We start from the raw sequence: 25,391 nt of genomic DNA on the forward strand, positions 1-25,391 counted from the left end.
AAAATCACTTATTTAAAATCCAGCATTTAAAACGAGCATTTAAAACGAACATCTAAAATAAGTCACTCACATTGGTTCACATCATTATGTCTTCATCTACACCGCAAAATACGACCCATACTATGACGTCTTCAAATACCGAACATCAAGACACAGCGCACTTAGCTATTGATGAAACATCTGCTACTCAAGCCCACCCTCAAGATAGACTAGACATAGATTCAGAAAGTGTTATCGATACAAATGATCTAGATGATATCAACGACGATGATATCGATGATGATGGCGATATCGAAGACCTTGAGGAGGGTTCAGAGTCGGCAGCAAAATCAGAGGTACGTCGAGGTGATATTCTTGAGGTCAATGCTGAGCATACAGTAACTGAAAAAGAAGCCGGTCTGCGTGTCGATAAATTGGCCGCCGAAGTATTCTCAGAGCATTCTCGTGGACAGCTACAAGAATGGCTAAAGTCTGAAAACCTGACCGTCAATAGTGAGGTAGTTAAATCAAAGCACCGTGTTAAAGAAGGCGATAAGCTGGTTTTAAAAGCGGTACTTGAGCAGCATGGTAGCGATCAGCCCGAAAAAATTGACCTAGACATTATCTATGAAGATGATAGCGTGGTGGTGATTAATAAGCCAGTGGGTATGGTGGTGCATCCAGGTGCTGGTAACTGGTCGGGTACCTTGGTCAATGGTCTGTTGTACCATTATCCTAATCAAGCGCATTTGCCGAGAGCTGGCTTGGTTCACCGTATTGACAAAAATACTTCGGGCTTATTGGTCATTGGTAAAACTAAAGCGGCGCAAATGGATTTGCAAGAGCAGTTAAAAGATAAAAGCGTCTATCGCCACTATCAATGTGTGGTCGCTGGTGATGCCGCGAGTCTAACGCGTCAACGTGTGATTGATGCGCCAATTGGCCGTCACCGTACTCAGCGTACCAAGATGACAGTTACCAGTACCGGTAAAGATGCGCTGACTCACATCATGAAGATCACTGCGCTTAATGACTCATATAGTCTGCTCGATGTGAAGCTTGAGACTGGCCGTACGCACCAAATCCGTGTGCATTTAAGCCATATCGGTCATCCTATTATTGGTGATGATGTGTATGGTAATCGTCAGCAGCTGCGTGCTGGCCTAACGCCTGAGCAACGTGAAGCGATATTGAAGTTCCCGCGTCAAGCGCTGCATGCTTACAAGCTAGGCTTTGTGCATCCTGAAAGTGGTGAGTCAATGGAGCTAACCGCACCGCTGCCAGAGGATATTATTGCGTTATGTGAGATGTTACGTGATGACGCCTAACCACTCTTATAATCCTTTATCACAGCAGACCAATAATCAGCCTTATGAGGTATTGGTGCATACGCCAGATATACTGGTAATACAGACCAATGCTGGTATGGATTTATCAAACAGTAGTAGTCTAGACGCTAATAAGCAGTCAGCACGCAATAGCTTTGGTGAATTTAATCTTGGTTTGCATGTTAACGATGAGCCGCAGCGTGTTTTAAGCAATCGCGCACAGTTATTGGCTAGTGTGAATCATTATTTGGTAGCCAATCAGCCACAAATTAACGCTGTCGACGAACTGGGCACAGTCTCTAATAACGCAGTTGATAGTATTCACTGGTTAAACCAGATTCATAGCAATAAAGTAGTGCGAGTTGAAGATAATGAATTAAATGTTGGTCTGTCATTAACACCAAACTCCGCTGATGCATTGGTTGCCAGTCAGCCTAACACAGCGCTTGCTATCATGACCGCAGACTGTGTACCTATTGTGATTTATCATGACCAATCAAAACAAGTCGCAGCAATTCATGCAGGCTGGCAAGGGCTTACCAATGGTGTGATTGCCAGTACTTGTAAACAGTTAAATTTAAATCCAGTTTCTGATAGGTCGTTATCAAATAAAGATAATATAAGTCTAAAGCCACAAGCTTGGATAGGCGCTTGTATCAGTCAGCCATGCTATGAAGTTTCAACAGATGTAGTAGAGAAGCTGCTGGCAGGCTGCCGTGAAATGGGTATGGATAGCGAGGAGGTGCGAGCTAAGATAGTTGGTGAGCACGATAATCCAGATAAAGCTTGGCTTGATTTACCGGCACTTGCCGCTTTGCAGTTAGCAATGTTTGGTATACAGGTTAATAACACCAAGCCGCAGGATAGTAGTCAAGACAACAGCGAAGAGCAGAGCAGCTCTGCGTATGCTTGCAGCTATAGTAATCCTCGTTATTATTCTTACCGTCATATGACTCATGCCGGCGAGAAAAACACAGGCAGAATGGCACTACTTATTATGCGTCTGCGTTAAATAAATCTGCGCTAAATAAAGTAGTAAAGAGCCATACGTAAATTAAATCATCAGTGTTGTTGTGATTTGGTGGCAATATTTGCAAATGGTCTTTATCTTCGGTTAAATAGCAGCACCTCAAAACTGATTGAGCCTTTAGCTAGAGACTGTTATTAAAATACCCTGCTATCAATCGTCTTACTTATTAACCTTTAACCCATTAAAGACATGTTTTGTGGCCAGTTAATTGATCTAAATGGCCATTTTATTATTAGGATATTACTCCCTTATGACCGTAAACAGCTCAAACCTTCAAGACACTAGCGCCACTGATGAGACGCTAAAAATTGCCATTATTTATCATAGCAATTATGGGCATACTCGCCGAGTGGCTCATGCAGTAGAAGAGGGTGTGCGTCAATATAAAGGCGCAGCGGTTGAGGTGAAATGTATCGATACCGACGATGTGGATTGGGAATTTGCAGATGCCGCACAAATGCTAATCTTTGGTAGTGCCGTCTATATGGGCAGTATCACTGCTGAATTTAAAACCTTTATGGATAGCACCTCAAAGCGCTGGTTCCACCGTAAGTGGCATGGTAAATGGGCGGCAGGCTTTGCAAATTCAGGTGGTCTAAGTGGTGATAAACTTGCGGCGTTGCAGCAAATTTGTGGCTTTAGTATGCAGCACGGCATGAACTGGGCAGGATTTCCAGTGATGCCAACCGGTCATACAGAGAAGGATATCAACCGACTATCCAGCTTCCTTGGTTTGATGACGCAGTCGGTGGATGGACCACCAGAGGTGACACCGGGTGAGGGCGATATTAATACGGCCAAGCTATTTGGTAAGCATCTGGCGCAAATATTGGCAGAACAGCCACCCGTTTTCAATCGCATATTAACGGATGATAAATAGAGTATTACAGAGGTGACTGGCTGCTACGGTCTAGACTGAAATTCTGCCATAACTGGTATTGGGTTTTCAGCCATTTGTAAATGTTGGCAGGCAGTGCTTAGCAGTACTAACTGAGCCAGAAGTATCCAGTGTAGCAGTCGATGCTTTGATTTAAAAGTAGTGTGCATGAGGGGTGTCCGTATCCTTCAGAGTGATAAGCCTCAGTCTTTGGACTGAGGCTTTTTAGGTGTTGTTAGTAGGCTTTATAATCCAAATAGATCTGTTCAAACCATAAGCGTTATCGACTAGGAATCCATACTGGTGAACGGGCGATACCATCAATGGATTTGGTAATAGTACGGCCACCATCAAGCGGACGAATCACCAGATTACTTTTGCTTCGGCCTTGAGCCTGCGTATAAGCCACACGCTGATTGCTTGGAGAGAAGGTAGGCGACTCGTCTAGACCCGTATTACCAAAGTTCAATAAGTTAGCGCCCGAGGTGCTCATCACAGAAGCAGTACTGCCGTTTAGATAACCGATTTTTGTACCATCTGAGCTATAGTTAGGGTTGGCCGCATAGCTACCATGCGACAGGCGAGTCGGTGAGCCTGAGAAGGTATAGCGATAAATACTTGGGCGACGTGGACTGGTATGATCTGATACAAATACAAAGCTGCCATTTGGTGCATAGCTTGGCTGTACTTGGTCATAAGGTAGGCCAATAATCTTTTCAGCACGTCCACCGTTACTGCTAACACGATAAATATCTGCATCACCGTCAACAGTACTTGAGAATAAGATAGCACGGCCATCTGGAGAGAAGCTTGGGCTTAAGTTCTCGCCTTTTAAATCCACGAGCTTGGTAATTTGTCGGGTCTGTAAGTCGTATTTAAACAGATTAGCGTGATTGTTTTTTAGCTGTACAGAGTAGGCGATATATCGACCATCTGGAGAAACCGCTGGGCTAAAAATACTGGCATTGGTTACCTGGGTAATCAATTGTGGATTCTCGCCATCGGCATCACGAATCACCAAAGATGAGATTTTATTGGTTGGGCTGCCTTTTTCTTCAATATAAGCAATACGGGCATTAAAGTCAGCCTGTTTTCCGGTTAATAACTCATAAATACGTGCAGCGGTCTTGTGTGCTGCAGCTCGAGAGTTGGGTGCCATAACTGTCTGCTGTTTACGTATGATACGGCCAGTTGCCACTTCAATCACTTCGAAGTTAACCATAGTGTTACCGGCACTGCTTTGGGTTCTACCAATGACCAAATACGGAATACCCACACGTTGCCAATCAGGCAAGGTAGTTTGTAGCTCACTGCTAGAGTGCGGCTGACCAATGAGGTTTTCAGTGGTGATATTAAGCGACGTTGTGCGTAAGTCATTGAGTACAATGTTAGATAGCGTTCTGTCACCAGCAAAAGGAACAAAGGCGACCTGGCTTTCATCAACCTCAACTTGCTTTTCAACCGTAAAGCGAATCACATCGTCTTCTTCAGCGGCTTGCGCTAGTACAGGTGCTGTAAGACCACTCATTAAAATGATGGCTGACGATAGCGCAAAGAGGCGAGGTAGAGTAGTACATTTTGATATTAAAGTCATAAGATTAGTCCATTATATTTACGAGTTGTCTTTTTAGATTATGATTCTTTATAAGAGGTGTGCGGTTTTTAATGTGGCATAACACTACTTTTTACTGACCACAAACACTGGCTCTAATTTGGTATAGCCTGATCCAGCAATTGGCGTTAACGGGCTGGCTTGTCTAATCGCCGCAATGAGCGAATCACCCAGCTCTTTATCCTGTGCGTTGGTCGTCACTGTCAACACATTGCCATTGTCATCAACGGTAATATAAGCGGTAATCTTGGTACCCACAAATTTCTTGTCGGGATTCCATTTAGGCTTAATATAGTTTAGCAGCTCATTAGCAATTTGCCCTTTGCTCTTACCGCTAGTACCACCGTTAGCGCCACTATTTTTGCCAGCAGCAGGGAATGTTTCGCTTACAGGTTTGCTTGATTTAGTAGGCTTGGCAGATTTGGCATTATCGGCTGCGGCATCCATTTCTCGCTGCATCTCTTCTTCTAGCTGACGCTCATAAGCGGCTTGTGCTTCATCAAAGGTACGGCGCTCTTCTATTACTTCTTCATCAAGGCCATTATTCTCAGGCATATCAAATTCATCAGCCGGCTCATCAGATCGCTCAAACACTGGCGTCTGCGTACTACGTCTAATAGGCGCGCTAATATCACGCGGTGAGGATAAACGAGTAGAGCGACTCTCTGACTGTGTTGCCACAGAGGAGGCATCGTTATAATCATCCGAAAAGCTGTCCTCCATAGATGCACTTGACCTCTCATTTTCCGCAGCGAGCGCACTACGATTAGCGATAATATTCGATTGAATATCGGCAAGCTCTTCAGGGGTGACAAGACTGGTCTCGATGGTATCCACCGTATCTAGAGTCGGTACCCGATGAAAGAATAGAATAAATGCCAATATTGCCCCATGCACAACAATACTTAACAGGGCAGGTAGGGCAACCCCATTATCTTCAGGCTCAACAGGAACATAAACAGAAGGCGCACGTTTTAGCACTTATATTATCTCAATCATTTAGGGCCATCGTGTTAAAGCCAGTTGATTTACTCATTCATGGCAATTGCCATATCGCATTTGTTAGCGGTAGGTTTGGAATACAATCAACAGTCATTAACCATAGCATTAAAGTGAATATTAGTTTTGGGTAGCAGGTAGTGGCTTGCCTGTGAGCAGACCCACCTTTTCAACGCCTGCTTGTTGCAAATTTGCCATCAGCTGCATAATCATGCCGTATTGGTTGTTCTGATCGGCATTAATCATAACCTTTAAATCACCGCCGTCAGGCTGGCTTTGCAAACGAATCAGCGTATCAATCAGCTCTGCTTCACTGACGGGTAAATCAATATCATTTTCATAACTCATATAAATCTCCCCATTGCTTAATAAGGAGACGATAACCGGCATTTGCGTACCTGTGCCCATATTTTTGGTTTCAGCTTTTGGTAAATCGACATTGACGCCCGTGGTTAGCATGGGCGTTGTCACCATAAATATCACCAATAGCACCAGCATCACGTCAATGTAGGGCACCACATTCATGGTGGCGTTGAGCTCTTTTTTGCGTCTAGTAAAGGGGCTTGGCTTCATAATAACGCTCCTTTTATACTAGGGGAGATTGAATGGAACTTGTGATATGAGTGGTGTCACGGGTACCCTGATTACTCGAGTTAGTCTCATGAGTTTCACGCTGAAGCATGCCAGTCATCTCATCACAAAACAGCGCTCGGCTGTCATAAAGGTTGGCTGCTTTAGCCGTGAAATGGTTATAAGCCAATACCGCAGGAATCGCTGAAAATAGGCCCATGGCGGTTGCAATCAAAGCCTCTGCAATACCCGGAGCCACCGCTGATAAGCTCACTTGGTCTGTCATTGATAAACCCAAAAAGGCATTCATAATACCCCAAACCGTACCAAATAGACCGATATAAGGCGAGACAGAGCCGATGCTGGCAAGCAGGGCAAGACCTGACTCTAGGCGCTGCTGCTGACGACCAAGTCCTACACGCAGTTTACGCTCAACGCCATCAATGATTTGGTCTTTGGGTTGGCGTTTTTTATTCATGCGCAAAAATTCTGAGAATCCCACATAAAAGATATTGGCCAGACCGTGCTTTTCAGGCGCATTTTGGATGCCCTGATACAGCTTAGCCAAATCTTCACCGGACCAAAACCAGCTTTCAAATTGCTCGTCTTGACGTTTGGCAGTGCCGATTCGGGCACTTAAACGGAATATCAATACCCAGCAGATTACAGAGGCCAAAAGTAATATCCCCATGACAATCTGTACCAGTAAACTGGCTTCTGTAAGGAGGGCAATAAGGTTGATAGACTCTGACATGAATAAAATACTCGCTGTAAATAGTAATAAAAAACGATAAATAAAGGGTAAGGCGTGTGTTAGAGCAGGCGCTAAGTATAATTGAAATAGTTAACAATGGCTGATTATATTCGCGTAATTTATATGTCAAATTGTTTATCAGCATTTTAGCCTAGACTAGCATTGTCGGGGCATAATGTTAAACGCTCTGATATATAAAGGGCGACGAATAATGATATACGATAGGCAAATTAGGACGTTAAGGATAAATTAAGGCTATTGTAATCAGAGTGAGCCGCAAAAAAAAGTAGCATTTGGTGTTTTTACGTCTCAAAAATGCCCACTCGATGTCTATTTGCGATTCACCTTGATATCATCAATGGTAGTTTTTAGAGCTATCCTTTATAATTCACCCCTTAATTTGGCGATGACAATTTAGACCTAACCTCGAATTTATATCCCCCAAATATACTCAGGCGATTACCTATGAATGCAATTGAGCGCTATTTTGGCATTGACGGTCAAAACACCACCATCAGAACCGAAGTTCTAGCCGGTATTACCACGTTTTTAACGATGGCATACATCATCTTTGTAAACCCCAATATTTTAGCCGATGCCGGAATGGATAGGGGCGCCGTGTTTGTGGCCACCTGTTTGGCAGCAGCGATTGGCTGTTTTATCATGGGTATTTACGCCCGCCTGCCGGTAGCATTGGCACCTGGTATGGGTCTGAACGCCTTCTTCACCTATGGTGTGGTATTGGGCATGGGTTACACATGGCAGACCGCGCTTGGTGCTGTGTTTTTATCAGGCTGTATCTTTGTTTTATTAAGCTTATTTAAAATACGTGAATGGGTAATTAATGCTATTCCAAATAGCTTAAAGCAAGGTATTGTTGCCGGTATTGGTGCGTTTTTGGCCTTTATTGCATTAAAGAGCTCAGGTGTTATCGTCGGCAATGAAGCGACGTTTGTCAGCTTAGGTGATTTACAGCAGTTCTCACCGGTAATGGCTGCACTTGGCTTCTTTTTAATCATTGGCCTGGTCTATCGTAATATTCCAGGTGCAGTGACCATTGGTATTTTGGCTGTGACCCTTATTGCTGTATTAACCGGTCATGTGCCCTTCGATGGCGTGATGTCTATGCCGCCTGCAATTGCACCTACCTTTATGCAATTAGATATCGCCGGTGCATTTGATGTGGGCATGATTAGTGTGATTTTTGCTTTTTTATTCGTTGACTTATTTGATACCTCAGGCACGCTTATCGGGGTAACTAATAAAGCTAACTTAGTCGATGACAAAGGCAATATCCCAAACTTAGACAAAGCCTTATTGGCAGACTCTACTGCAACGGTAGCCGGTTCTTTATTGGGTACATCATCGACTACTAGCTTTGTTGAGAGTACAGCCGGTGTGGCTGCAGGCGGTCGTACCGGTCTAATGGCTGTAACTGTGGGTGTTTTATTCTTATTAAGCATCTTCTTTGCACCGCTGGCGGGCATGATTCCCGCTTATGCCACCGCAGGGGCTATCTTCTACGTGTCTGTTTTGATGTTATACACACTAAAAGATATCGACTGGGAGGATTTAACCGAAGCGGCACCGGTAGCGGTGGTTCTGTTATTAACCCCATTAACCTACTCAATTGCTGATGGTATTTCACTTGGATTTATTACCTACACTGTGGTGAAAGTGTTAACCGGAAAATTTGACCAAGTCAGCCCTGCGGTATGGGTATTGACCGCGATATTATTGGCCAAAATCATATTTTTATAAACTATAGCTTAGAGCTTGATAGTTGTGATAACATTTAGTTATCAAGCTCATAACCTCAAGCAACGCCGTAGAGGTTTTTCTTTTCAGGCTGACGTGTTAACTTCCTGTTAATGTTTCAGCCTGAATCTATAAAGAAGAAGGCATTAGTGAGTTTGTCGTTATGTATTTAGACCGCTATCTTTACGGGCGGTAACACTATAAGACGATTGCTTGTACTCACTACTGTTTGACCGTCTTAAATAGTATGTCTATATCAATCGAACTTTTATTAAATCCAGGCCCATCTTAAGCGGCCAGTGTGGTGCTTTTTTATAGTCTTTGTCGAACGACACCTAAACGGCTTACCATTCAGCTTGTTACTTATATTTATCGACTAATATAACTAGAGAATAATCGCCTTCTTACTTTATTTTAAAAGAAAGTGTTCTTAGTAACATAGCGAAAACAGGGATGCTTTAAAGGCTGTTATATGACGCTGACAATAGCAATGCAAACAACACTGTATTGACTTGAACCGGTGCGCTGTAATCACATCCTTTTTTTTATCCATGGAGTTGATATGAGTTTAACGAATCCGTTTTATCCGGAAAATCCTATTCAGTTTTCACCTCAAGAGGTCCTAGACCCTGCTTATATTGAGCAGTCTCCGAGCGAGCTATTTAAACGTATTTCTCCCCTTTATAGTATTGATGAAGATAAATGGCTAGGCGCGTTATTGCCGCTGGCTGAACCTGCCACTATGGAAGATGGCAGTAATGAGCGTGAAGCCATTGCATCGCAAACCGCAAGTTTGGTTGAGAATGTCCGCAATAATAATAAAGCGGTAAAAATGGTGGACTCGCTATTATTAGAATATAGCTTAGACACCCAAGAGGGCATCTTGCTGATGAGCTTGGCAGAAGCTTTGATCCGTGTGCCAGATAATGCCACGGCAGACGCGCTGATTCGCGACAAAATGAGCGTGGCGGACTGGAAAAAGCATTTAAAAGATGACAACGGATTTATCGTCAATGCCTCGACCTGGGGTTTGATGATGACTGGACGTGTGGTCAGTATTGATAAAAAAACTACCGCAGCCGGTTTCTTGGACCGTATGACCAAAAAAATGGGTGAGCCTGTCATTCGTAGCGCCATGCAACGCGCGATGAAGATTATGGGTCATCAGTTTGTGCTTGGTGAAACCATCGAAGAGGCGAGCCGTAACAGTCAACCGTATCGTCAAAAAGGCTATACCTATTCATTTGATATGTTAGGTGAAGCGGCAGTGACGCACAGAGATGCTGAAAAGTATTTTAGTGATTATCTACATGCCATTAAATCAGCGGCGCATATTCGTGTGAAAGAGGGTATGCCAAAGCCATCAGTATCTATTAAGCTGTCTGCTTTGCATCCGCGCTACGAAGCAACACAGATTGATCAAGTGTTGGGATTATTGCGTCAGCGCTGTGTTTTATTGATTGAAGCGGCACGTGATGTAAACGTCGATATCAGCATTGATGCTGAAGAAGCCGACCGTTTAGAGGTGTCATTAAAGCTATTTGAATCGCTATACCGAGACACCATTACCCAAGATTGGGATGGTCTAGGTCTTGTGGTTCAAGGCTATTCAAAACGTGGTCTTGCTGTATTGGCTTGGCTGGCAAGTTTGGCCAAAGAGGTTGGCGACCGGATTCCTGTGCGTCTGGTAAAAGGCGCGTACTGGGACTATGAGATCAAACTGGCGCAGCAAAAAGGCATTACCGGTTATCCTGTGTGGACACGTAAAGAGGGTACCGATGTTGCCTATCTGGCCTGTGCTCGCTTCTTATTAACCGAGCAAATCCGTGGTGTGTTATGGCCACAGTTTGCGACTCATAACGCCCATACATTATCGTCTGTAATGACCATGAGTCCGCATAGAGACTTCGAATTCCAGCGTCTGCATGGTATGGGCGATGCCTTATATGACCATATTTTACAGCAGTACAATATTCCTGTTCGTATCTATGCTCCAGTGGGCGCACATAAAGACTTGCTACCATACTTGGTGCGCCGTCTACTTGAAAACGGTGCCAACAGCTCGTTTGTGCATCAACTGTTAGATAAAACTTACCCAGTTAGCGAATTGACGGTACACCCATATGACACATTAACCAGCCATGCTACCTTGCATAACGAGCGCATTCCAATGCCGCTTGATATCTACAATGGTAGAAAGGCAAGTTTTGGTCCAAATATCTTTGTTGATTCTCAGTGGCGTCCTTTTAAAGCCGCCATTGATGCGCATTTACCAAACATATGGAAGGCCAACTCAATCATCAAGGGTCAGCAAATCACCCAAACGCTTAATGCTCAAGGTGAGCCTAGTGGTGAGGATTTAGAACGCTCGCCAGTGATTGCCCCTTGGAACCATGATGTGACTGCTGGTGAAGTGGTTTACGCCGATGCTGATATCGCTAAATTTGCGATTAAAGCGGCCAAAGAGGGCCAACAGCAATGGCAGGCGGTCAGTGCTGCTGAACGTGCTGCTATTTTGCGCCGTATTGCAGGCTTATATGAAGAACACTTTGCACAGCTTGTGGCCATGTGTCACAAAGAGGCGGGTAAAACGATGCAAGACAGCATTGATGAGGTGCGTGAAGCGGTTGATTTCTGTCGTTTCTATGCCGATGAAGCTGAGCGTCTTAGCACCCAAACCAATAGCTTTACTGATTTAAATGGCAATACTGTTACTCAAAAACGCACTGCACGCGGTACCTTTGTATGTATCAGCCCTTGGAACTTCCCATTGGCCATTTACACCGGTCAGATTACAGGTGCATTGGCTGCGGGTAACACCGTTGTCGCCAAGCCCGCTGAACAAACCAGCTTAATCGCTTATTTTGCGGTTCAACTTATGTACCAAGCTGGTGTACCTGATTATGCACTACAGTTCGTGACGGGTGCTGGTGAAGTGGGCGGCGCATTAACCTCATCAAATGAAATTGATGGTGTGGTATTTACCGGTTCTACTCATACCGCGCAGCTGATTAACCGTGCGCTATATGCTGACAAAGACAACAATCAAAACACGTCAGGCAAATTGCCGGTATTAATCGCAGAAACGGGCGGTCAAAACGCTATGATTGTTGACTCGACTGCATTGCCAGAACAAGTGGTGAAAGATGCGGTATTGTCCGCCTTTGGTTCAGCAGGTCAGCGCTGTTCGGCATGTCGTATATTGTGTCTACAAGAAGACGTTGCAGATACGGTGATTGAGCTTTTAAAAGGCAACATGGCAGAGCTGGTTGTGGGTAGCCCTGTGAATGTCTCTACCGATGTGGGTCCTGTTATTGACAAAGATGCCCAAAAAGGATTACGTGCGCACATTGAGGCGATGCGTCAAGACAGCCGTGCTCGCGTGATCGCTCAAACGCCTATCAGTTCTGAATTTGCAGATAAATTAGGCAACAGCACCTTTGTATTACCAACGGCTATTGAAGTTGATAGCATCGGCGCAATTGGTGGTGAGCACTTCGGTCCTATCTTACATATCTTGCGCTATAAAGCCGGCAAGCTTGATGACTTAATTGATGAGATTAATGCCACCGGCTATGGTCTAACATTAGGTATTCATAGCCGTATTGAGCACATCGCTGATCATATCGAGCGCCGTGCTAAAGTGGGTAATACCTATATTAACCGTAACCAGATTGGTGCTGTGGTTGATGAACAGCCATTCGGCGGTAGTGGACTGTCAGGCACCGGTCCAAAAGCGGGTGGTCCTCATTACGTGGCACGATTAACACAGTGGCAAGCTGTGTAAGCCCCTTATTGTCATGACTATGAGTCAAGTTGCCCAAGTTTATTAACCTATTATAGGGTGCGGGCAACTCGATCAACATCAAACCAATATTAAGATTAAGGACAGCTCATGAGTGATATATATAAAAAGAATCAGGCCAAGCAGAGTGAAGCATGGGCCCTAATGGGTGCGATTAATCGTGCTGCCTATTTAGAGAAAGCCAGTGCTGATTTAGCACAATTGACCAGTCACAGTGACAAAGCCAATCGTTTGTTTCAACACTTGACTGCCCAAGCAGAACGCTTAGATGAAGTGATTCATCTGACCGGTGCCACAGGTGAGTCAAACGATTTGTATTTAGCCCCTCGCGGTAAAGTAATGATTGTTGGTACTGAGCAATCGGACCCTATTCCAGTACTTGGTCAACTTGTTGCCGCTTTGCTGGCGGGTAATGAAGTGATTTTACGTTATCCAAGTCAACAAGCATTGTGCGAGCAAGCCATTGCCGCATTGCAAAACGCTGGTATCTATCCTGGTGTGATGAGTATTGCTAATGACTCACAATTAACCACCTTGCTTCATATCAATGGTCTGGCAGTGGTTGGCGTGGTCGGCACAGTCGCTGAAGCACGCGCTATTGGCCAAGACTTAGCCGAAACAGACGGTATCTTAACGCAACTTGTTGCAGTGACTGACATGCAGGGCTGCCAAGAGATGTTTGAACCTGAGTATGTTGAGCGTTTTACCACAGAGCGTGTGAAGACAGTGAATACCACGGCCATTGGTGGTAACGCTAGCTTGATTGAACTGGGTATGGGTTAGGTTAATATTGATCGTTCGATAATTAATTCCTATCTCTATACAAAAGAAAGCCCTCAAATTTGGGGGCTTTCTTTTGTGATAAGGCGAATGGACTAGCTGTTATAAACAAATATCTATTAGGGTCTGTTGAACATTCAAATGTGGAACTGGCGGAGGCTGTTTTTTAGGCAATATGCAGGGAAATTTTTGACGCTTAGTCATTCTAAGTTAAAAAATTTCGCAATATATTGACAAAAAACAGCCCTGCCCCTGAGAAAGGATTAAGCAAAGCACTGCTTTGCCCGTTCGCAAGGCGAGAGCTGTGCTCGAGAGAGGGCTGTTGCTAAAAATGCCCCAAACGTTGTTATAAACCTAGCTAAGGTCTAGACATTATCGTCGGTTTACACCTAGTTTGGAACAATTTTAGCTATCAGCAGTTCTAATATTTGAATGTTCAACAGACCCTAGTCTAACTGTTTGATTGCTATCTGGTTCTGCCTGAATAAATGCACTACTGTGCCTATTAAAGACTGTTTTAGTATAACCAATGCGGTCAGAGTAATAGACTGTGCTAATGAACAGTGTGCTAATATAAAGCGAGAAATTGTATATAAAATGGACTGTTAAGTATTAATAAGGATGTTCAATGAGCTTAAAAGAAATCGTCCAGCTTGAAGGTCATATCCAGACTATCTATCTAGCTGTATATGAGGACAAACTATTATTGCTTGATGGCTGCTGTCGACCTGATGTGGAACTGGTTTTAGATTATATTAAACACACATTATGTCGCCCAATTACAGACTTAAAGATAGTGATTGTGACTCATATGCATGCCGATCACGCCGGCGGTGCGACCTTCTTTAAACAAGCGACAGGCTGTCAGATTGTGTCCGCTGCCAAAAGCACGCAGTGGTATGCCCATATCGGCGGACGAATGATGCATACTATTTACATCTCATTGGCTTATTATGTGGCCAATAGGCTCGGCAAACCCGCCAAAAATCTCTGGTATCCTGCGCATCTAGACCCTGATATTACCGTCGGTGAGGGCGATACAGTGCCTTTGTTTGAGGATTGGCAAGTATTGGAGACGCCTGGGCATACCGATCGGGATTTATCTTTATACCATCCTGATACTGAGCAAGTTTACACTGCAGATTTAATAATTAAACTGCGTCATAAATTTGTCTCACCTGTGCCGATATATTTGCCAGAGACGTATCGACAGTCGCTAAATAAAATAAAACAGCTCGAGCCAAAACAAGTAATGATGGCGCATGGTGGGGCAATGTATGTCGACCCTGAAGTATTTGATATGCTGATTGAAAAATCGCCCCGCACGCCATTAACCATCAAAAGTACGATAGAGCATAAATTGTTCTGGTGGTTTAAAAAGGACGGTAAACGTCAGAGTAGTGCGCCTCAGAATAATGATACGCATAAAAAAGCCAAACACAGAGCGCTGCGTTTGGCTTTTAAATCAAAGCGACAGGGGTAATAAGTACTTACTTATTGATAGTTGGTCGCTATGACGACATTTAAGTCGCGGATGTAGCTAGCTTGGAAGTCAATTTCACTCTCCGCGCCATCAAGCGCATGAAAGCGATCTAGCCAGTGTTGCTCATCTTTTTGACGTTCCTCCAAGTCAGGTAATTCAATTCTACCTAGAATAACGTCACGGGCGTACCATGCCTGCGCATCAAACATATTAAAGGTGAAATACTGGTCTTGCATACCCAAGTAAATCAGCTGTGGATGTGACTGCCAGAAAATACCTTTACCACAATTTATAATTAAATAGTATTTAACAAAAAATACTTATTCCGATAATCGGTTTAAATAATATTGATAAGCCACACTAATTATTTACTATCGAATTGCACATTAATAGACATTAATAGATATGTAGATGAGTTTAGTCTGATACTAGAAATTCAGTTATTTTGAAAAATGGAATAGGGGTCACTGTACAACGACATTAACTGACGTATATAACCAATGTTAACGTTTATCATCTTGTATAGTGAGACGAAATTGCTTAATCTGCTTAACAAATATGAAGAAGGAAATAGCTAAACTATGGAACCAACCTCGTTAATACCCGTAACTTTAGCCTCAATTTTAGCCTCGTTTTCTGGCAATAATGGCGTTGTCGAAGAAGCTGTTATTAGTACTCATGTTAGCCCTGAGATAGCAGGCTTGTGGGAGTTAGAGCTGCAAAGCACTCCAGATTTTGTGCAAAAAGCACGTACGGCAAGTACCAATAAAAAAGGTGAGATGAGCCCTGAATTAAGCGAGCTTATCAGTGCCATCGAAGCGTCAGAGAAGTTATCTCAACTAAAGAGCGTTGAGCGAGACAATATTTATCTTGGCAACGCTCAAGACAATGACAAAGACAGTACTCAAGATAAGCCAGTTTTGACTGTCAATGCTGCAGCGCCTAATAGTCGTTGCCGTGAGCGCTATAACTTCGGCGCTGATAATGAAGTACTAACCACCAGCGGTGAAGAGTGGACTTTTGGTAAATATATCTATCAGCATCAAGCAGAAGGTTTGCCAGTTATTGCCATTAATACCACCTATGACAATAACAAAATGGATTGTTCAGGCGTGCAAATCGACCAAACTGGTGATTCTATTCTGGCCTTCGTTGATTATCAGCCAAAAGAGAATAAAATGTGTTGGTGTGTCGATAAAGACGGCGAAAACTGCTTTATGACCTTTACTAAGCTATTGCCATAATTGGCTTTGTTTGAAGGATGTCGACAGTCAGTGACGCATTGCTTGATAAAGTCGCCCACTTTATTTGCCTGTAATGATATGATAAAAAGCCACACACCTTTGTTGTGGCTTTTTATATTGTCGGTTTAATCTATCAGACGATATTGCAGTATTTAACCCTTAAAACTCCGATTATGGCAGCGCAAAGTAGGTAATCAACCTGCTTGTGACAAGGATTGAACCGCTGCCTGTTAATGACTCACCTTATTAAATAAAAGATACCATCCCTATGAAACAAGCGACTGCGTTGGATATTCTAAAAACCGGTAGTAATGTCTTTTTGACCGGCTCTGCAGGCTCAGGAAAAACCTATACTTTAAATGAATACATACATTATCTAAGAGCGCGGCGTGTGCCTGTGGCAACGACGGCCAGTACGGGTATTGCAGCGACGCATATGAACGGGGTGACCATTCATAGCTGGTCAGGGATTGGTATTAAAGATGAATTAACCGAACGTGATTTGGCCAATTTATCGCGTAAGAAGATTCTTAAGGACCGTCTCAAAGATACCTCAGTATTGATTATTGATGAGATATCTATGCTGCACGCCAAGCAGCTTAATCTGGTCGATCAAGTGCTCAAACACATGCGCAGTAGCGATAAGCCATTTGGTGGTATCCAAGTGGTGGTAGCCGGTGATTTCTTCCAGTTACCGCCTGTGGGTAGCCGCGGTGAGAGTAATCGTGAGAAGTTTGCGTTTATGTCACAGGCGTGGCTAGATGCTAAATTTAAGATTTGTTATCTGACCGAGCAGCATCGCCAAGAGGTTGATGAGGGTGATGATCAAAAGATGACTCTAGATACTATTTTAAACCAGATTCGCGGAGAGGGGGGTGTGAGTGCAGAGGCCATTGCTGCCCTACAAAATACCTTCTATCAAGACGTCGATATCAATCGTACGCGCTTATATACCCATAATGTGAACGTCAACAAAATCAATGAAAATGAACTGGCGTTATTAGATGGTGAGACGGTGACATATAATGCCATTGCTCATGGTGATAACAAATTGGTCGAAACGCTTAAAAAATCAGTACGTACCAGCGATGATCTGACCCTAAAAGTCGGCGCTAAAGTCATGTTTATTAAGAACAATAATGAGCTTGGTGTATCAAACGGTAGTATGGGGGAGTTGATTGGGTTTACCACCATCAAGCCGCTTAAATCTAGAACCAATAGTGATGAGACTGTATCGGATGATGATTCTGATGATATAGATACGGATTTGGATCATATTGATAATGAAGATGCTCTGATTGATATCGAGGAAGATGATTCAGAAGATAAGCTGCCAGTATCAACAGACAGATTCCCTATTATTAAGCTTAATACTGGTAGGCAGGTGATTGCCGAAGGTGAAGAGTGGGTAGTAGAAGACGAAAGCGGTGAGATATTGGCCAGTTATATGCAAATTCCGCTGACTTTGGCTTGGGCAATTACTATTCATAAATCTCAAGGCATGACCTTGGATGCTGCTGAAATTGATTTGTCGAAGACATTTGAGCTGGGGCAAGGCTATGTGGCTTTATCACGCCTGAAATCGCTTGAGGGTCTAAAGCTGCTTGGTATGAACGATTTGAGTCTACGCTTAGATCCGCTAGCGCGCGGTGCAGATTCGCGCTTTAAAGAGTTGTCGATTGAGGCAGAAGAAGCCTTTGCTAAGATGGAGCGTGAGATATTAGAGGAGTCGCATGAGCGATTTATCTTAACCTCAGGCGGTACATTAAGTAAGGCCAGTATTGCAGCATTTGAGGCACAGTATAAGAACCGTAAAAAACGTATGGCCAAAAACCAAGCATTAAAAGATAAGCTGAGTAATCAGCTCAATGACCGCTCAGATGATACCTTAATTGCGACCAAAATTTTATTAGAGGAAAGCCTAAGTATTGCAGAGGTGGCGGAGAGTCGCGGGCTGGCTCAATCAACCATTATGGGGCACGTGGCACGTTTGAAACGTCAAGACCCCAATTTAAGCATTGAGCATCTGCGTCCAGATGAGCAAATTGTTGAGAAGGTCAGTAAAGCGGTTGAGGTCATTGTTGCTGCTGCAGATCCTAATGATTTTAGCGATACGGCTGGCAGTGATAGTAAGGATGCCACTGAGCTGTTCACCAAAGAGCGTATCAAGCTGCGTCCTATCTATGAGTATTTAAAAGAACAAATAGATTATAATACGATTCGATTGGCACTCATCTTTGTGGATTAGATTAATCATCATGTCCCTTTAGTGTCTGACTCTTTTAATCTACCCTTATTAAGCTGTATTTATGTCATTACCTGATTTTACTGCACCTGTTTTAAATTCAACTGATAATCCACCATTGCGCATTGCTATCAATGGCTTCGGTCGTATTGGGCGCAATGTGCTACGCGCGCTTATTGAGCGATTTGAGGTGCTGGGTAAATTGGTACACATCGTTGCTATTAATGATATTGCCGATGTCGACACCCTATTGCATCTGCTTAAATATGACAGTACCCATGGTCGATTAAGTCGTCTTGGAGTGACGGCTACGATTGAACAGCGTGCAGCGTCGAGTGATGCGAGTCTTACCGATGTTGAAGGAATTGCGGATACTCAGCTGTATCTGGACAAAGAGGGCAGGCGTTACTGTATCAATTTATTAGGTATAGATAAACCAGAAGATTTGCCATGGGAGAGGTTAAATGTCGATGTGGTATTAGAATGTACCGGACATTTCCGCTCTTATGATGATGCCAGCCGTCATCTACAAGCGGGTGCAAAGCAGGTTATCGTGGGTGCAGCACCTTTTGATAAAGTTGATGCCAGTATTGTGATGGGCGTTAATGACAATGAGCTGACACGTGACTTACCTATCATCTCCAGCGTATCTTGTACCACACAGGCGTTAGTCCCGCTTATTTATGTATTGGACAAAGCCTTTGGTACGCAGTCGGTTATGATGACCGAAATCCATGCAGTTACTGCCGATCAAAACGTACTTGATCAGCCTCATCGTGATAAGCGCCGTGCTCGTGCATCAGGGCATAACTTTATTCCGACTACCTCAAGTAGTATTGCCGCCACTGAGCGCACTTTGCCGCATATGCTTGGTAAAGTAGACGGTCATTCTATCCGCGTACCGACCATTGACGTGGCAGCTATTGACGTAAATTTTGTGTTTGATAGAGTAGTGACACTAGATGAGGTACGAGAGGTGGTTCAAGCAGCTTGTCAGCCCAATAGCCGCTTAAATGGCATCATGGGCTACACAGAGGAGCCACTCGTCTCTAGCGACTTCATACATCAATCTGAGTCGCTGATTGTTGATGGTCAGCAATTGATGCAAGTGGGTTCGCAAGTGAAGGTGTTTGCATGGTATGACAACGAGTGGGGCTATGCCAATCGCTTATTAGATATGTGTTTGCATCTGCAGCGTATTTAATCCGTCATTCTATTAAGGGCTAGTCTTAAAATATAACGTAGTCTATAACGCATAGCACTCAATATAAATTGAAGACATAAAAAAGGTCAGCTTATTTAATAAGCTGACCTTTTTAGTATCTGGCGGAGTCGGAGAGATTCGAACTCTCGAAGGGCTATGAACCCTTGCCGGTTTTCAAGACCGGTGCATTCAACCGCTCTGCCACGACTCCAGTAGGTGGACTATTATAGAGAAAAATGATTCAAATGCAAGGCCTGTGGTAAATAATTCTTTTAAATTTATGGGCATGAATTTTGAGCACAAAAAAAGACCCACTTAATCAATAAGTAGGTCTTTTCAATATCTGGCGGAGTCGGAGAGATTCGAACTCTCGAAGGGCTATGAACCCTTGCCGGTTTTCAAGACCGGTGCATTCAACCGCTCTGCCACGACTCCGTAGGTGCAGTATTATAGAGATTTTGATTTCTAATGCAAGTACTATTTTTAATTTTTCGCAAAAAAGTTAGTAAGTCGCTTTTTGTCAGTGTTTGTTGCGTACTGAGAACAATCAGAGTAGAGCTGCTGGCAGCCCAAAAAGCCAATCAAAGTAAAAAGATAATGCTTATTTTTTAGGCTCAATTTGCTCTTCAAGCAAGCCTTTGGTGGCATAGCTGCTGTGAGTATCAATGATTGATTTTTCAATGATAGAGGTGCTTACACCGTTGGCACGTAATTTCTCAATAAATACTTCATCGTCGGCTAGGGTATAGCCATCATTGTCTCTATCTAACCCTTGACGGATATATAGACGAATAAGGCCCTGGATGCGCTTAAATCCATGCTCCTGAGCGGTCTCTGTTAGCAAGGTGATCATCTCTTCAGAGAGTCGAATGCTAATAGGGCGGGTAATCTTTTGAGGATGGTCCGAAAATTTATTACGTATGTGCGGAGGAATCATAGCCATATCAAGTTTTTAGTAAATTTAATCTATTATAGGTGAATTAGGGGATAACTTAAACCGCTAAGTAAGATGTAAAACACATACACAAAAAAGCCCTAATCACTGATTAGGGCTTTTTTAGGTTTTAATAAAATGTGCTGTAAGGGTATTAAAACCTTTTAGAATTTGGCTCCCTAACCTGGGCTCGAACCAGGGACACACGGATTAACAGTCCGATGCTCTACCAACTGAGCTATTAGGGAATAACTTATCGACTCATCTTTGCAGAAGCAGTCTTAACTAAGTGATGCGTATTCTAGCCAAGGTTAGGGTAGGTGTCAAGCCTTTGTATGATAAATATCGGTAATTAATGCGTTTTATTTATTATTAGGGCTGATTTCTATTTTAGTCGGCTGATTTCCTGTGGTTAATTTGCTCCCTTTATCCGCATAGGAGGTAGCGCTAGTATCTGCTTTATTAATGGCTTTCTCCACACGGTTATTGACCCCTGTTGGCAAATCTAATTGATGCAAGTTCGCTGTGGCTGGACTCGATTGCAACGTCTCAGTGTTTTTTGCCGAGGCGTGGGTCGATCCTGAAGGGCTAGCGTGTTCACTAGATGAGCTTGAGTTTTTATTATCGCGAGTGGCAGGCTCAAACTGCGAATCGACCAAGGTGCGAGTTAGGGCATTGATATCACCGCCTCCAGATAGCCCAAGCTCACCTAATAGATGGTCAATCAAAGGCGCTTGGCTACGATAGCGTAGCGCTGAGCTGACGACTTCATCTGCCAACGAGCCACCACCGTTGCCGCTATTTGAGGCGTTATTATCGCCGTTTGATCCGCCTAGCATATTATGACCATTGCCACCGACTTGTAAAATTTTAATACCATCGATGTTTTCAATAGGCTTAACCGATTCTGCAATGATAGAAGGCAGACGCTCAAGTAGTGATAGTCTTACTTGCATATCAATTTGATCTGGCGATAAAACGTTAGCCGCATTATTGATCGCTTCTTGACCTTCAGCTTCTACTCTATACTGTTCAGCTTTGGCTTTGGCAATTACTAATTGGGCATCAGCCTCACCTTGGGCTATTAAGCGTTGTTTATCAGCTTGTGCTTGTGCTTCGATACGTACCGCTTCAGCTTTATCAGTGGCCGCAATCTTCTCTGCTTGGGCAGCAACTTTGATCTCGATGGCCTCTTTTTCCGCCTCTTCGGTGGCTTTAATAAGTTGGACAGCTTTGGCACGTTCCGCAATTTCACGCTCACGAACGGTGGTTACATTTTCCGCTTGTTGAACGGCTAAAGCTCTTGCTTTATCCGCTTCTGCTTTGGCAACCGACTCTGCACGTGACTTCTCTGCAACAGCGATTTGACGCTCTTGTTCTGCCAGCTCAATCGCTTTTTGACGTTCAATATTGGCTTGTTCAAGCGCTTGTTCCTTAATGATATCTTGATTTTTGATATCACGTTCGGCATTAATGCGCTGTAAGTCAATTTCACGTTGTGCCGCAATCTTAGCTTCTTCCGCTTCTCGCTCTTTCATACTCTCTTCAGAAGCGATGTTTGATGATTGTTCAGCACGGCGAATAGAGATCTCACGTTGCTGCTCAAGCTTGGCATACTCTTCTTCACGAACGATATCGATACGGCTACGTTCGGCTTCCAAGTTTTTGGTTTTAATTGCTAAGTCTGTTTCTTGCTCGATATCATTACGTAGCTTTAATCTATCTTGAATGGTCTTAGTCAAGCGCGTCATACCCTCGGCATCGAACGCATTTTGCGGATTGAAGTATTCAAATTTAGTTTGATCCAGACCTGTTAACGATACCGTTTCGAGCTCTAGTCCGTTTTTTGATAAATCCTCTGACACGGCGCGCTGGACACGTTGCACAAAATCAACCCGCTTTTCGTGCAACTCTTCCATTTGCATTTCAGCAGCGACAGCACGTAGGGCATCAACAAACTTACCTTCTACCAGATTTTTTAGCTCATCAGGTGCCATGGTTTTCATACCCAGTGTCTGGGCGGCGGTGGCGATGGACTCTTTGAGAGGACTAACACGCACATAAAACTCAGCTTTGACATCGACCCGCATACGATCTTTGGTAATGAGTGCCTCTTCATTGGCACGACGAACTTCTAACCGTAAGGTATTCATATTAACGGGGATAACTTCATGCAGCACAGGTAGCACGAATGCACCACCGTTTAATATCACGCGCTCACCACCCATACCAGTACGTACGAAAGAGACTTCTTTGCTGGCGCGTGTATAAAGTCGAGTGAGTATAAAACCGATCAGTAACAGTAATACAAAAATGATGCCAGCAATGATGGCGTAGGTGATTAAGCCTGACATAAAACGTCCTTATATATTTCTTATGATACCTTTTCTATTAATTAACCTATCTTTGTGTCGCGTTTGCATTCGCCTTGTTTGATAGGTTGATTTTAAATGAGGTGTTATTGTAGGTGTAATAGTATTTTAAATTTTCAAAAATAATAGGGGGATACTGTAGCTGACTCTTGCAAACTTTAACTAAACCAAATTTCAGCTCAGCCGTTAAAAGAGTCATAAGTTCATTCATATTTTTTTGACCCAATAGCGATCACCAATTTTCTTAGTAATCACCAGCGTATCTTCATCCGTAATTTTATAAATAGTTTTCTCACTATTCTTATCAGTAGTTTGATCAGCAGCAGACATAGACACAGTAGGTTCTATTTTGGCTGTTGTTAAAGTGTCTAGTTCAGTAACTTCAGTCGCAACAGAAGGGTCAGGCTCGACCATAATATAATGAATCTGACCATGGATATCTTGTGTTTTGGCCTGGGCAGGTTTGTCTGCGCTTGCATACCCAATCACTATTTTTGCCGATTGACCTACCAATGAGTCGCCACTGACGGCCGTCGTTTCATCTTTAGGAAATATCGGATATAGCAGAGCAGCAGTGACTTTTAATGAGGGAATACTAATCACGAAAGCGTCTAAGCTTGCTAGCCAAGGCGCTATGTAATGTCCCAAAACTGATAAAGAGATCTGTTGCAATATAATGCCACTAATACAAAAGCTGCCTATAAATAGTATCAGCAGAATCATCGTGGGAATACGACCAACGTATAACCAATCTAAGGCTTTTAACCCCAAACTGATATCACTGTTAATATCCATATCAATATCGGCATCAAAATCAGCTTCAAGCAGCGAGTCAGGTACCAAATTATCTAAGAAACCACTTAAGCCACCAAATAAAAAGCCAACGATTTCTACCAGTAATAATATGATTAAAACGAAACCTGCGATGACAAAAGGGGCGAAAGCAGGTGTATCAAAAAGTGGCCACATGTTTTACCAAATAAAAGTTATGAAGAGGAAGGTGGGTAAAAAATTAAAAACAGTCTTATTAGAAAATTTAACAGTAGTTTACCGTAATTTCAATCAAAAGGTGTGAATTTAAAACAAGAAGAGAGGGTTAATTGCGGGAATGCAAATTTAAAGCGGCCCTTAGGGTAAGCTATAAGGTAGGACAAATGAAATGACAAGACAAAAAAATCCCTTATCAATCGATAAGGGATTTGGCATTTGCCATAAGGGAATTACTGTGTTGCTAAGGTAGTACTGTGTACTAGAATATGGCTCCCTAACCTGGGCTCGAACCAGGGACACACGGATTAACAGTCCGATGCTCTACCAACTGAGCTATTAGGGAATAACTTAAAAAACACACTAAGAACTAAGTGCTGTTTGCGTTAAGTGGGGCGTATTCTAGCAGATAAATTTTAAGCGTCAACCCTTTTTTGAAAAAAAATCGAAAATAATCGATTTTTTTTCAATTTAATCGGTTTATAGGTCGAGAAAAACAGATAATGAGCCAAAATCTCTCACTAATAATTTCACTAATTAACTTGTAAACACCAAAACACAGACGATAAGTGTTAAGTTAAATTGCTAAGCCAATTGAGGTTACGCTAAACTAAGGTTACTCTCACCATCATAAGCGTGTTTTTTACACTTATTTTGATTGTTATTGCAATAAGAGCACTTTTTTAGCCATACGATAGCCAAAATGAGTCTGTTATCGATCGATTATTTAAAATTTAAAGGAAGACTATGCCACAGCTTAACACCTCTAGCACCGCTGTTAGAGCGCCGCTAAAACACGAACTCTATATGTCCGTATTAATGACCCCAGATATGGCCAACTTTATTGGAAATGTCCATGGTGGTGACTTATTAAAAATGCTTGATCAGGTCGCTTATGCTTGCGCTAGTCGGTATAGCGGCAGCTATGTTGTAACGTTATCTGTTGATCAGGTGATGTTTTTAGAGCCTATTTATGTGGGCGAATTGGTCACCTTTGCAGCTAATATTAACCATGTCGGCCGTACCTCAATGGAAGTCGGCATCCGTGTTGAAGCTGAGAATATCCAAGAGCGTACAGTGCGCCATACCAATAGCTGTTACTTTACTATGGTAGCGGTCGATAAAAATGGTAAACCAACGCCAGTGCCGCCATTAGAGATTAAAGATTATCTGCAGCAGTGCCGATTTGATGCGGCAATTGAGCGTAAAAAAATGCGTATGGAGCAAGCGAATCGTCCAGGTTGTGAGATTGATAATGCCCCTCCTGGTAATCTTGAGGGTGCGTGCAAACCGAGTGATGACCTTAAGAAGTAATTAGTATGAACGTACTAATTTAACGTGCTTGATATAACAAAAAAATCGCCCTTAAATATTTAAGGGCGATTTTTTGTACGAGTTGTTCTATATACGAGCCAAATAGCTGATTAATC

General features: G+C 43.1%; 20 protein-coding genes and 4 tRNA genes. 11 read left to right on the forward strand and 13 right to left on the reverse strand.

The annotated features are described in order from the left end of the window. Nucleotides 1–215 precede the first annotated feature (215 nt). From AC2SLM_RS02655 to AC2SLM_RS02665, 3 genes are all read left to right on the forward strand, one after another. The gene (locus AC2SLM_RS02655; RefSeq protein ID WP_486551877.1) at nucleotides 216–1,307 is read left to right on the forward strand and encodes an RluA family pseudouridine synthase; all 1,092 of its coding nucleotides are present in this window, start codon (nucleotides 216–218) and stop codon (nucleotides 1,305–1,307) included. Continuing rightward, nucleotides 1,297–2,319 (forward strand): purine nucleoside phosphorylase YfiH/LACC1 family protein, encoded by a 1,023-nt coding sequence (locus AC2SLM_RS02660; protein WP_486551816.1) that lies wholly within the window; start codon nucleotides 1,297–1,299, stop codon nucleotides 2,317–2,319. Before AC2SLM_RS02655 ends, AC2SLM_RS02660 begins: the two co-directional genes overlap by 11 nt. Before the next feature lie 268 nt (nucleotides 2,320–2,587). Continuing rightward, nucleotides 2,588–3,217 carry a flavodoxin family protein gene (locus tag AC2SLM_RS02665; protein ID WP_486551817.1) on the forward strand — a complete coding sequence of 210 codons (630 nt, stop codon included), beginning with the start codon at nucleotides 2,588–2,590 and terminating at the stop codon, nucleotides 3,215–3,217. Nucleotides 3,218–3,240: 23 nt separating this feature from the next. Here AC2SLM_RS02665 and AC2SLM_RS02670 read toward each other — a convergent pair whose 3' ends face one another. The 5 genes from AC2SLM_RS02670 to tolQ all read right to left on the reverse strand — a co-directional run bounded on the left by AC2SLM_RS02670 (nucleotide 3,241) and on the right by tolQ (nucleotide 7,149). Then, on the reverse strand, nucleotides 3,241–3,384 hold the full coding sequence (locus AC2SLM_RS02670; protein WP_486540318.1) for a hypothetical protein: 144 nt from the start codon (nucleotides 3,382–3,384) through the stop codon (nucleotides 3,241–3,243). Between the two features lie 110 nt (nucleotides 3,385–3,494). Then, nucleotides 3,495–4,808, reverse strand: a complete 1,314-nt coding sequence (locus AC2SLM_RS02675) for a hypothetical protein (protein ID WP_486551819.1) — start codon at nucleotides 4,806–4,808, stop codon at nucleotides 3,495–3,497. Between the two features lie 84 nt (nucleotides 4,809–4,892). Then, nucleotides 4,893–5,807 (reverse strand): cell envelope integrity TolA family protein, encoded by a 915-nt coding sequence (locus AC2SLM_RS02680; protein WP_486551820.1) that lies wholly within the window; start codon nucleotides 5,805–5,807, stop codon nucleotides 4,893–4,895. 138 nt (nucleotides 5,808–5,945) lie between these two features. Continuing rightward, complete coding sequence (tolR, locus tag AC2SLM_RS02685; RefSeq protein WP_486540310.1) at nucleotides 5,946–6,398, reverse strand: protein TolR; 453 nt, start codon at nucleotides 6,396–6,398, stop codon at nucleotides 5,946–5,948. Between the two features lie 13 nt (nucleotides 6,399–6,411). After that, the gene (gene tolQ / locus AC2SLM_RS02690; protein WP_486551822.1) at nucleotides 6,412–7,149 is read right to left on the reverse strand and encodes a protein TolQ; all 738 of its coding nucleotides are present in this window, start codon (nucleotides 7,147–7,149) and stop codon (nucleotides 6,412–6,414) included. Nucleotides 7,150–7,614: 465 nt separating this feature from the next. On the opposite strand from tolQ, the gene AC2SLM_RS02695 reads away from it, so the two are divergent. The 4 genes from AC2SLM_RS02695 to AC2SLM_RS02710 all read left to right on the forward strand — a co-directional run bounded on the left by AC2SLM_RS02695 (nucleotide 7,615) and on the right by AC2SLM_RS02710 (nucleotide 14,975). Then, the gene (locus AC2SLM_RS02695; protein WP_486551823.1) at nucleotides 7,615–8,910 is read left to right on the forward strand and encodes an NCS2 family permease; all 1,296 of its coding nucleotides are present in this window, start codon (nucleotides 7,615–7,617) and stop codon (nucleotides 8,908–8,910) included. Nucleotides 8,911–9,469: 559 nt separating this feature from the next. Then, complete coding sequence (putA, locus tag AC2SLM_RS02700; protein WP_486551825.1) at nucleotides 9,470–12,694, forward strand: bifunctional proline dehydrogenase/L-glutamate gamma-semialdehyde dehydrogenase PutA; 3,225 nt, start codon at nucleotides 9,470–9,472, stop codon at nucleotides 12,692–12,694. A gap of 108 nt (nucleotides 12,695–12,802) precedes the next feature. Further along, a complete protein-coding gene (locus AC2SLM_RS02705) occupies nucleotides 12,803–13,495 on the forward strand; it encodes an aldehyde dehydrogenase family protein (protein WP_486551827.1) in 693 nt (230 codons plus the stop codon). A gap of 625 nt (nucleotides 13,496–14,120) precedes the next feature. After that, nucleotides 14,121–14,975: an MBL fold metallo-hydrolase gene (locus tag AC2SLM_RS02710; RefSeq protein ID WP_486551829.1), complete on the forward strand. Its 855-nt coding sequence runs from the start codon at nucleotides 14,121–14,123 to the stop codon at nucleotides 14,973–14,975. A gap of 11 nt (nucleotides 14,976–14,986) precedes the next feature. Here the strand turns inward: AC2SLM_RS02710 and AC2SLM_RS02715 are convergent, their stop codons facing one another. Further along, entirely contained in the window at nucleotides 14,987–15,217 is a 231-nt protein-coding gene (locus tag AC2SLM_RS02715; RefSeq protein WP_486540298.1) for a hypothetical protein, read from the reverse strand. 339 nt (nucleotides 15,218–15,556) lie between these two features. On the opposite strand from AC2SLM_RS02715, the gene AC2SLM_RS02720 reads away from it, so the two are divergent. From AC2SLM_RS02720 to AC2SLM_RS02730, 3 genes are all read left to right on the forward strand, one after another. Beyond that, nucleotides 15,557–16,219 (forward strand): hypothetical protein, encoded by a 663-nt coding sequence (locus tag AC2SLM_RS02720; protein WP_486551831.1) that lies wholly within the window; start codon nucleotides 15,557–15,559, stop codon nucleotides 16,217–16,219. A 268-nt stretch (nucleotides 16,220–16,487) separates the two neighbouring features. Continuing rightward, nucleotides 16,488–18,467: an AAA family ATPase gene (locus tag AC2SLM_RS02725; RefSeq protein WP_486551833.1), complete on the forward strand. Its 1,980-nt coding sequence runs from the start codon at nucleotides 16,488–16,490 to the stop codon at nucleotides 18,465–18,467. 61 nt (nucleotides 18,468–18,528) lie between these two features. After that, complete coding sequence (locus AC2SLM_RS02730) at nucleotides 18,529–19,668, forward strand: type I glyceraldehyde-3-phosphate dehydrogenase (RefSeq protein WP_486551834.1); 1,140 nt, start codon at nucleotides 18,529–18,531, stop codon at nucleotides 19,666–19,668. Nucleotides 19,669–19,788: 120 nt separating this feature from the next. Here the strand turns inward: AC2SLM_RS02730 and AC2SLM_RS02735 are convergent. From AC2SLM_RS02735 to AC2SLM_RS02765, 7 genes are all read right to left on the reverse strand, one after another. Then, a tRNA-Ser gene (locus tag AC2SLM_RS02735) sits at nucleotides 19,789–19,879 on the reverse strand. A 133-nt stretch (nucleotides 19,880–20,012) separates the two neighbouring features. Beyond that, nucleotides 20,013–20,103 (reverse strand) — tRNA-Ser (locus AC2SLM_RS02740). 166 nt (nucleotides 20,104–20,269) lie between these two features. Further along, nucleotides 20,270–20,605, reverse strand: coding sequence for a CopG family transcriptional regulator (locus tag AC2SLM_RS02745; RefSeq protein WP_486540620.1), 336 nt, complete (start codon nucleotides 20,603–20,605; stop codon nucleotides 20,270–20,272). Nucleotides 20,606–20,774: 169 nt separating this feature from the next. Next, nucleotides 20,775–20,850 (reverse strand) — tRNA-Asn (locus AC2SLM_RS02750). A 114-nt stretch (nucleotides 20,851–20,964) separates the two neighbouring features. Beyond that, nucleotides 20,965–22,956: a flotillin family protein gene (locus AC2SLM_RS02755; RefSeq protein ID WP_486551836.1), complete on the reverse strand. Its 1,992-nt coding sequence runs from the start codon at nucleotides 22,954–22,956 to the stop codon at nucleotides 20,965–20,967. 225 nt (nucleotides 22,957–23,181) lie between these two features. After that, nucleotides 23,182–23,943, reverse strand: coding sequence for a YqiJ family protein (locus AC2SLM_RS02760; protein WP_486551837.1), 762 nt, complete (start codon nucleotides 23,941–23,943; stop codon nucleotides 23,182–23,184). 288 nt (nucleotides 23,944–24,231) lie between these two features. Then, nucleotides 24,232–24,307: transfer RNA gene (locus tag AC2SLM_RS02765), tRNA-Asn, on the reverse strand. A gap of 401 nt (nucleotides 24,308–24,708) precedes the next feature. On the opposite strand from AC2SLM_RS02765, the gene AC2SLM_RS02770 reads away from it, so the two are divergent. Then, nucleotides 24,709–25,275 (forward strand): acyl-CoA thioesterase, encoded by a 567-nt coding sequence (locus AC2SLM_RS02770; RefSeq protein ID WP_486551838.1) that lies wholly within the window; start codon nucleotides 24,709–24,711, stop codon nucleotides 25,273–25,275. The last annotated feature ends 116 nt before the right edge of the window (nucleotides 25,276–25,391 follow it).

It is taken from the genome of Psychrobacter sp. CX16 (assembly GCF_057396245.1).

Bases quoted from the DNA above. Each gene is read 5' to 3' on its own strand.
- AC2SLM_RS02660 (WP_486551816.1), top strand. From the start codon at position 1,297: ATGACGCCTAACCACTCTTATAATCCTTTATCACAGCAGACCAATAAT.
- AC2SLM_RS02755 (WP_486551836.1), bottom strand. From the start codon at position 22,956: ATGTCAGGCTTAATCACCTACGCCATCATTGCTGGCATCATTTTTGTA.
- AC2SLM_RS02665 (WP_486551817.1), top strand. From the start codon at position 2,588: ATGACCGTAAACAGCTCAAACCTTCAAGACACTAGCGCCACTGATGAG.
- AC2SLM_RS02760 (WP_486551837.1), bottom strand. From the start codon at position 23,943: ATGTGGCCACTTTTTGATACACCTGCTTTCGCCCCTTTTGTCATCGCA.
- tolR (WP_486540310.1), bottom strand. From the start codon at position 6,398: ATGAAGCCAAGCCCCTTTACTAGACGCAAAAAAGAGCTCAACGCCACC.
- AC2SLM_RS02745 (WP_486540620.1), bottom strand. From the start codon at position 20,605: ATGATTCCTCCGCACATACGTAATAAATTTTCGGACCATCCTCAAAAG.
- AC2SLM_RS02720 (WP_486551831.1), top strand. From the start codon at position 15,557: ATGGAACCAACCTCGTTAATACCCGTAACTTTAGCCTCAATTTTAGCC.
- AC2SLM_RS02710 (WP_486551829.1), top strand. From the start codon at position 14,121: ATGAGCTTAAAAGAAATCGTCCAGCTTGAAGGTCATATCCAGACTATC.
- AC2SLM_RS02695 (WP_486551823.1), top strand. From the start codon at position 7,615: ATGAATGCAATTGAGCGCTATTTTGGCATTGACGGTCAAAACACCACC.
- AC2SLM_RS02725 (WP_486551833.1), top strand. From the start codon at position 16,488: ATGAAACAAGCGACTGCGTTGGATATTCTAAAAACCGGTAGTAATGTC.
- AC2SLM_RS02670 (WP_486540318.1), bottom strand. From the start codon at position 3,384: ATGCACACTACTTTTAAATCAAAGCATCGACTGCTACACTGGATACTT.
- tolQ (WP_486551822.1), bottom strand. From the start codon at position 7,149: ATGTCAGAGTCTATCAACCTTATTGCCCTCCTTACAGAAGCCAGTTTA.
- AC2SLM_RS02675 (WP_486551819.1), bottom strand. From the start codon at position 4,808: ATGACTTTAATATCAAAATGTACTACTCTACCTCGCCTCTTTGCGCTA.
- AC2SLM_RS02705 (WP_486551827.1), top strand. From the start codon at position 12,803: ATGAGTGATATATATAAAAAGAATCAGGCCAAGCAGAGTGAAGCATGG.
- putA (WP_486551825.1), top strand. From the start codon at position 9,470: ATGAGTTTAACGAATCCGTTTTATCCGGAAAATCCTATTCAGTTTTCA.
- AC2SLM_RS02770 (WP_486551838.1), top strand. From the start codon at position 24,709: ATGCCACAGCTTAACACCTCTAGCACCGCTGTTAGAGCGCCGCTAAAA.
- AC2SLM_RS02730 (WP_486551834.1), top strand. From the start codon at position 18,529: ATGTCATTACCTGATTTTACTGCACCTGTTTTAAATTCAACTGATAAT.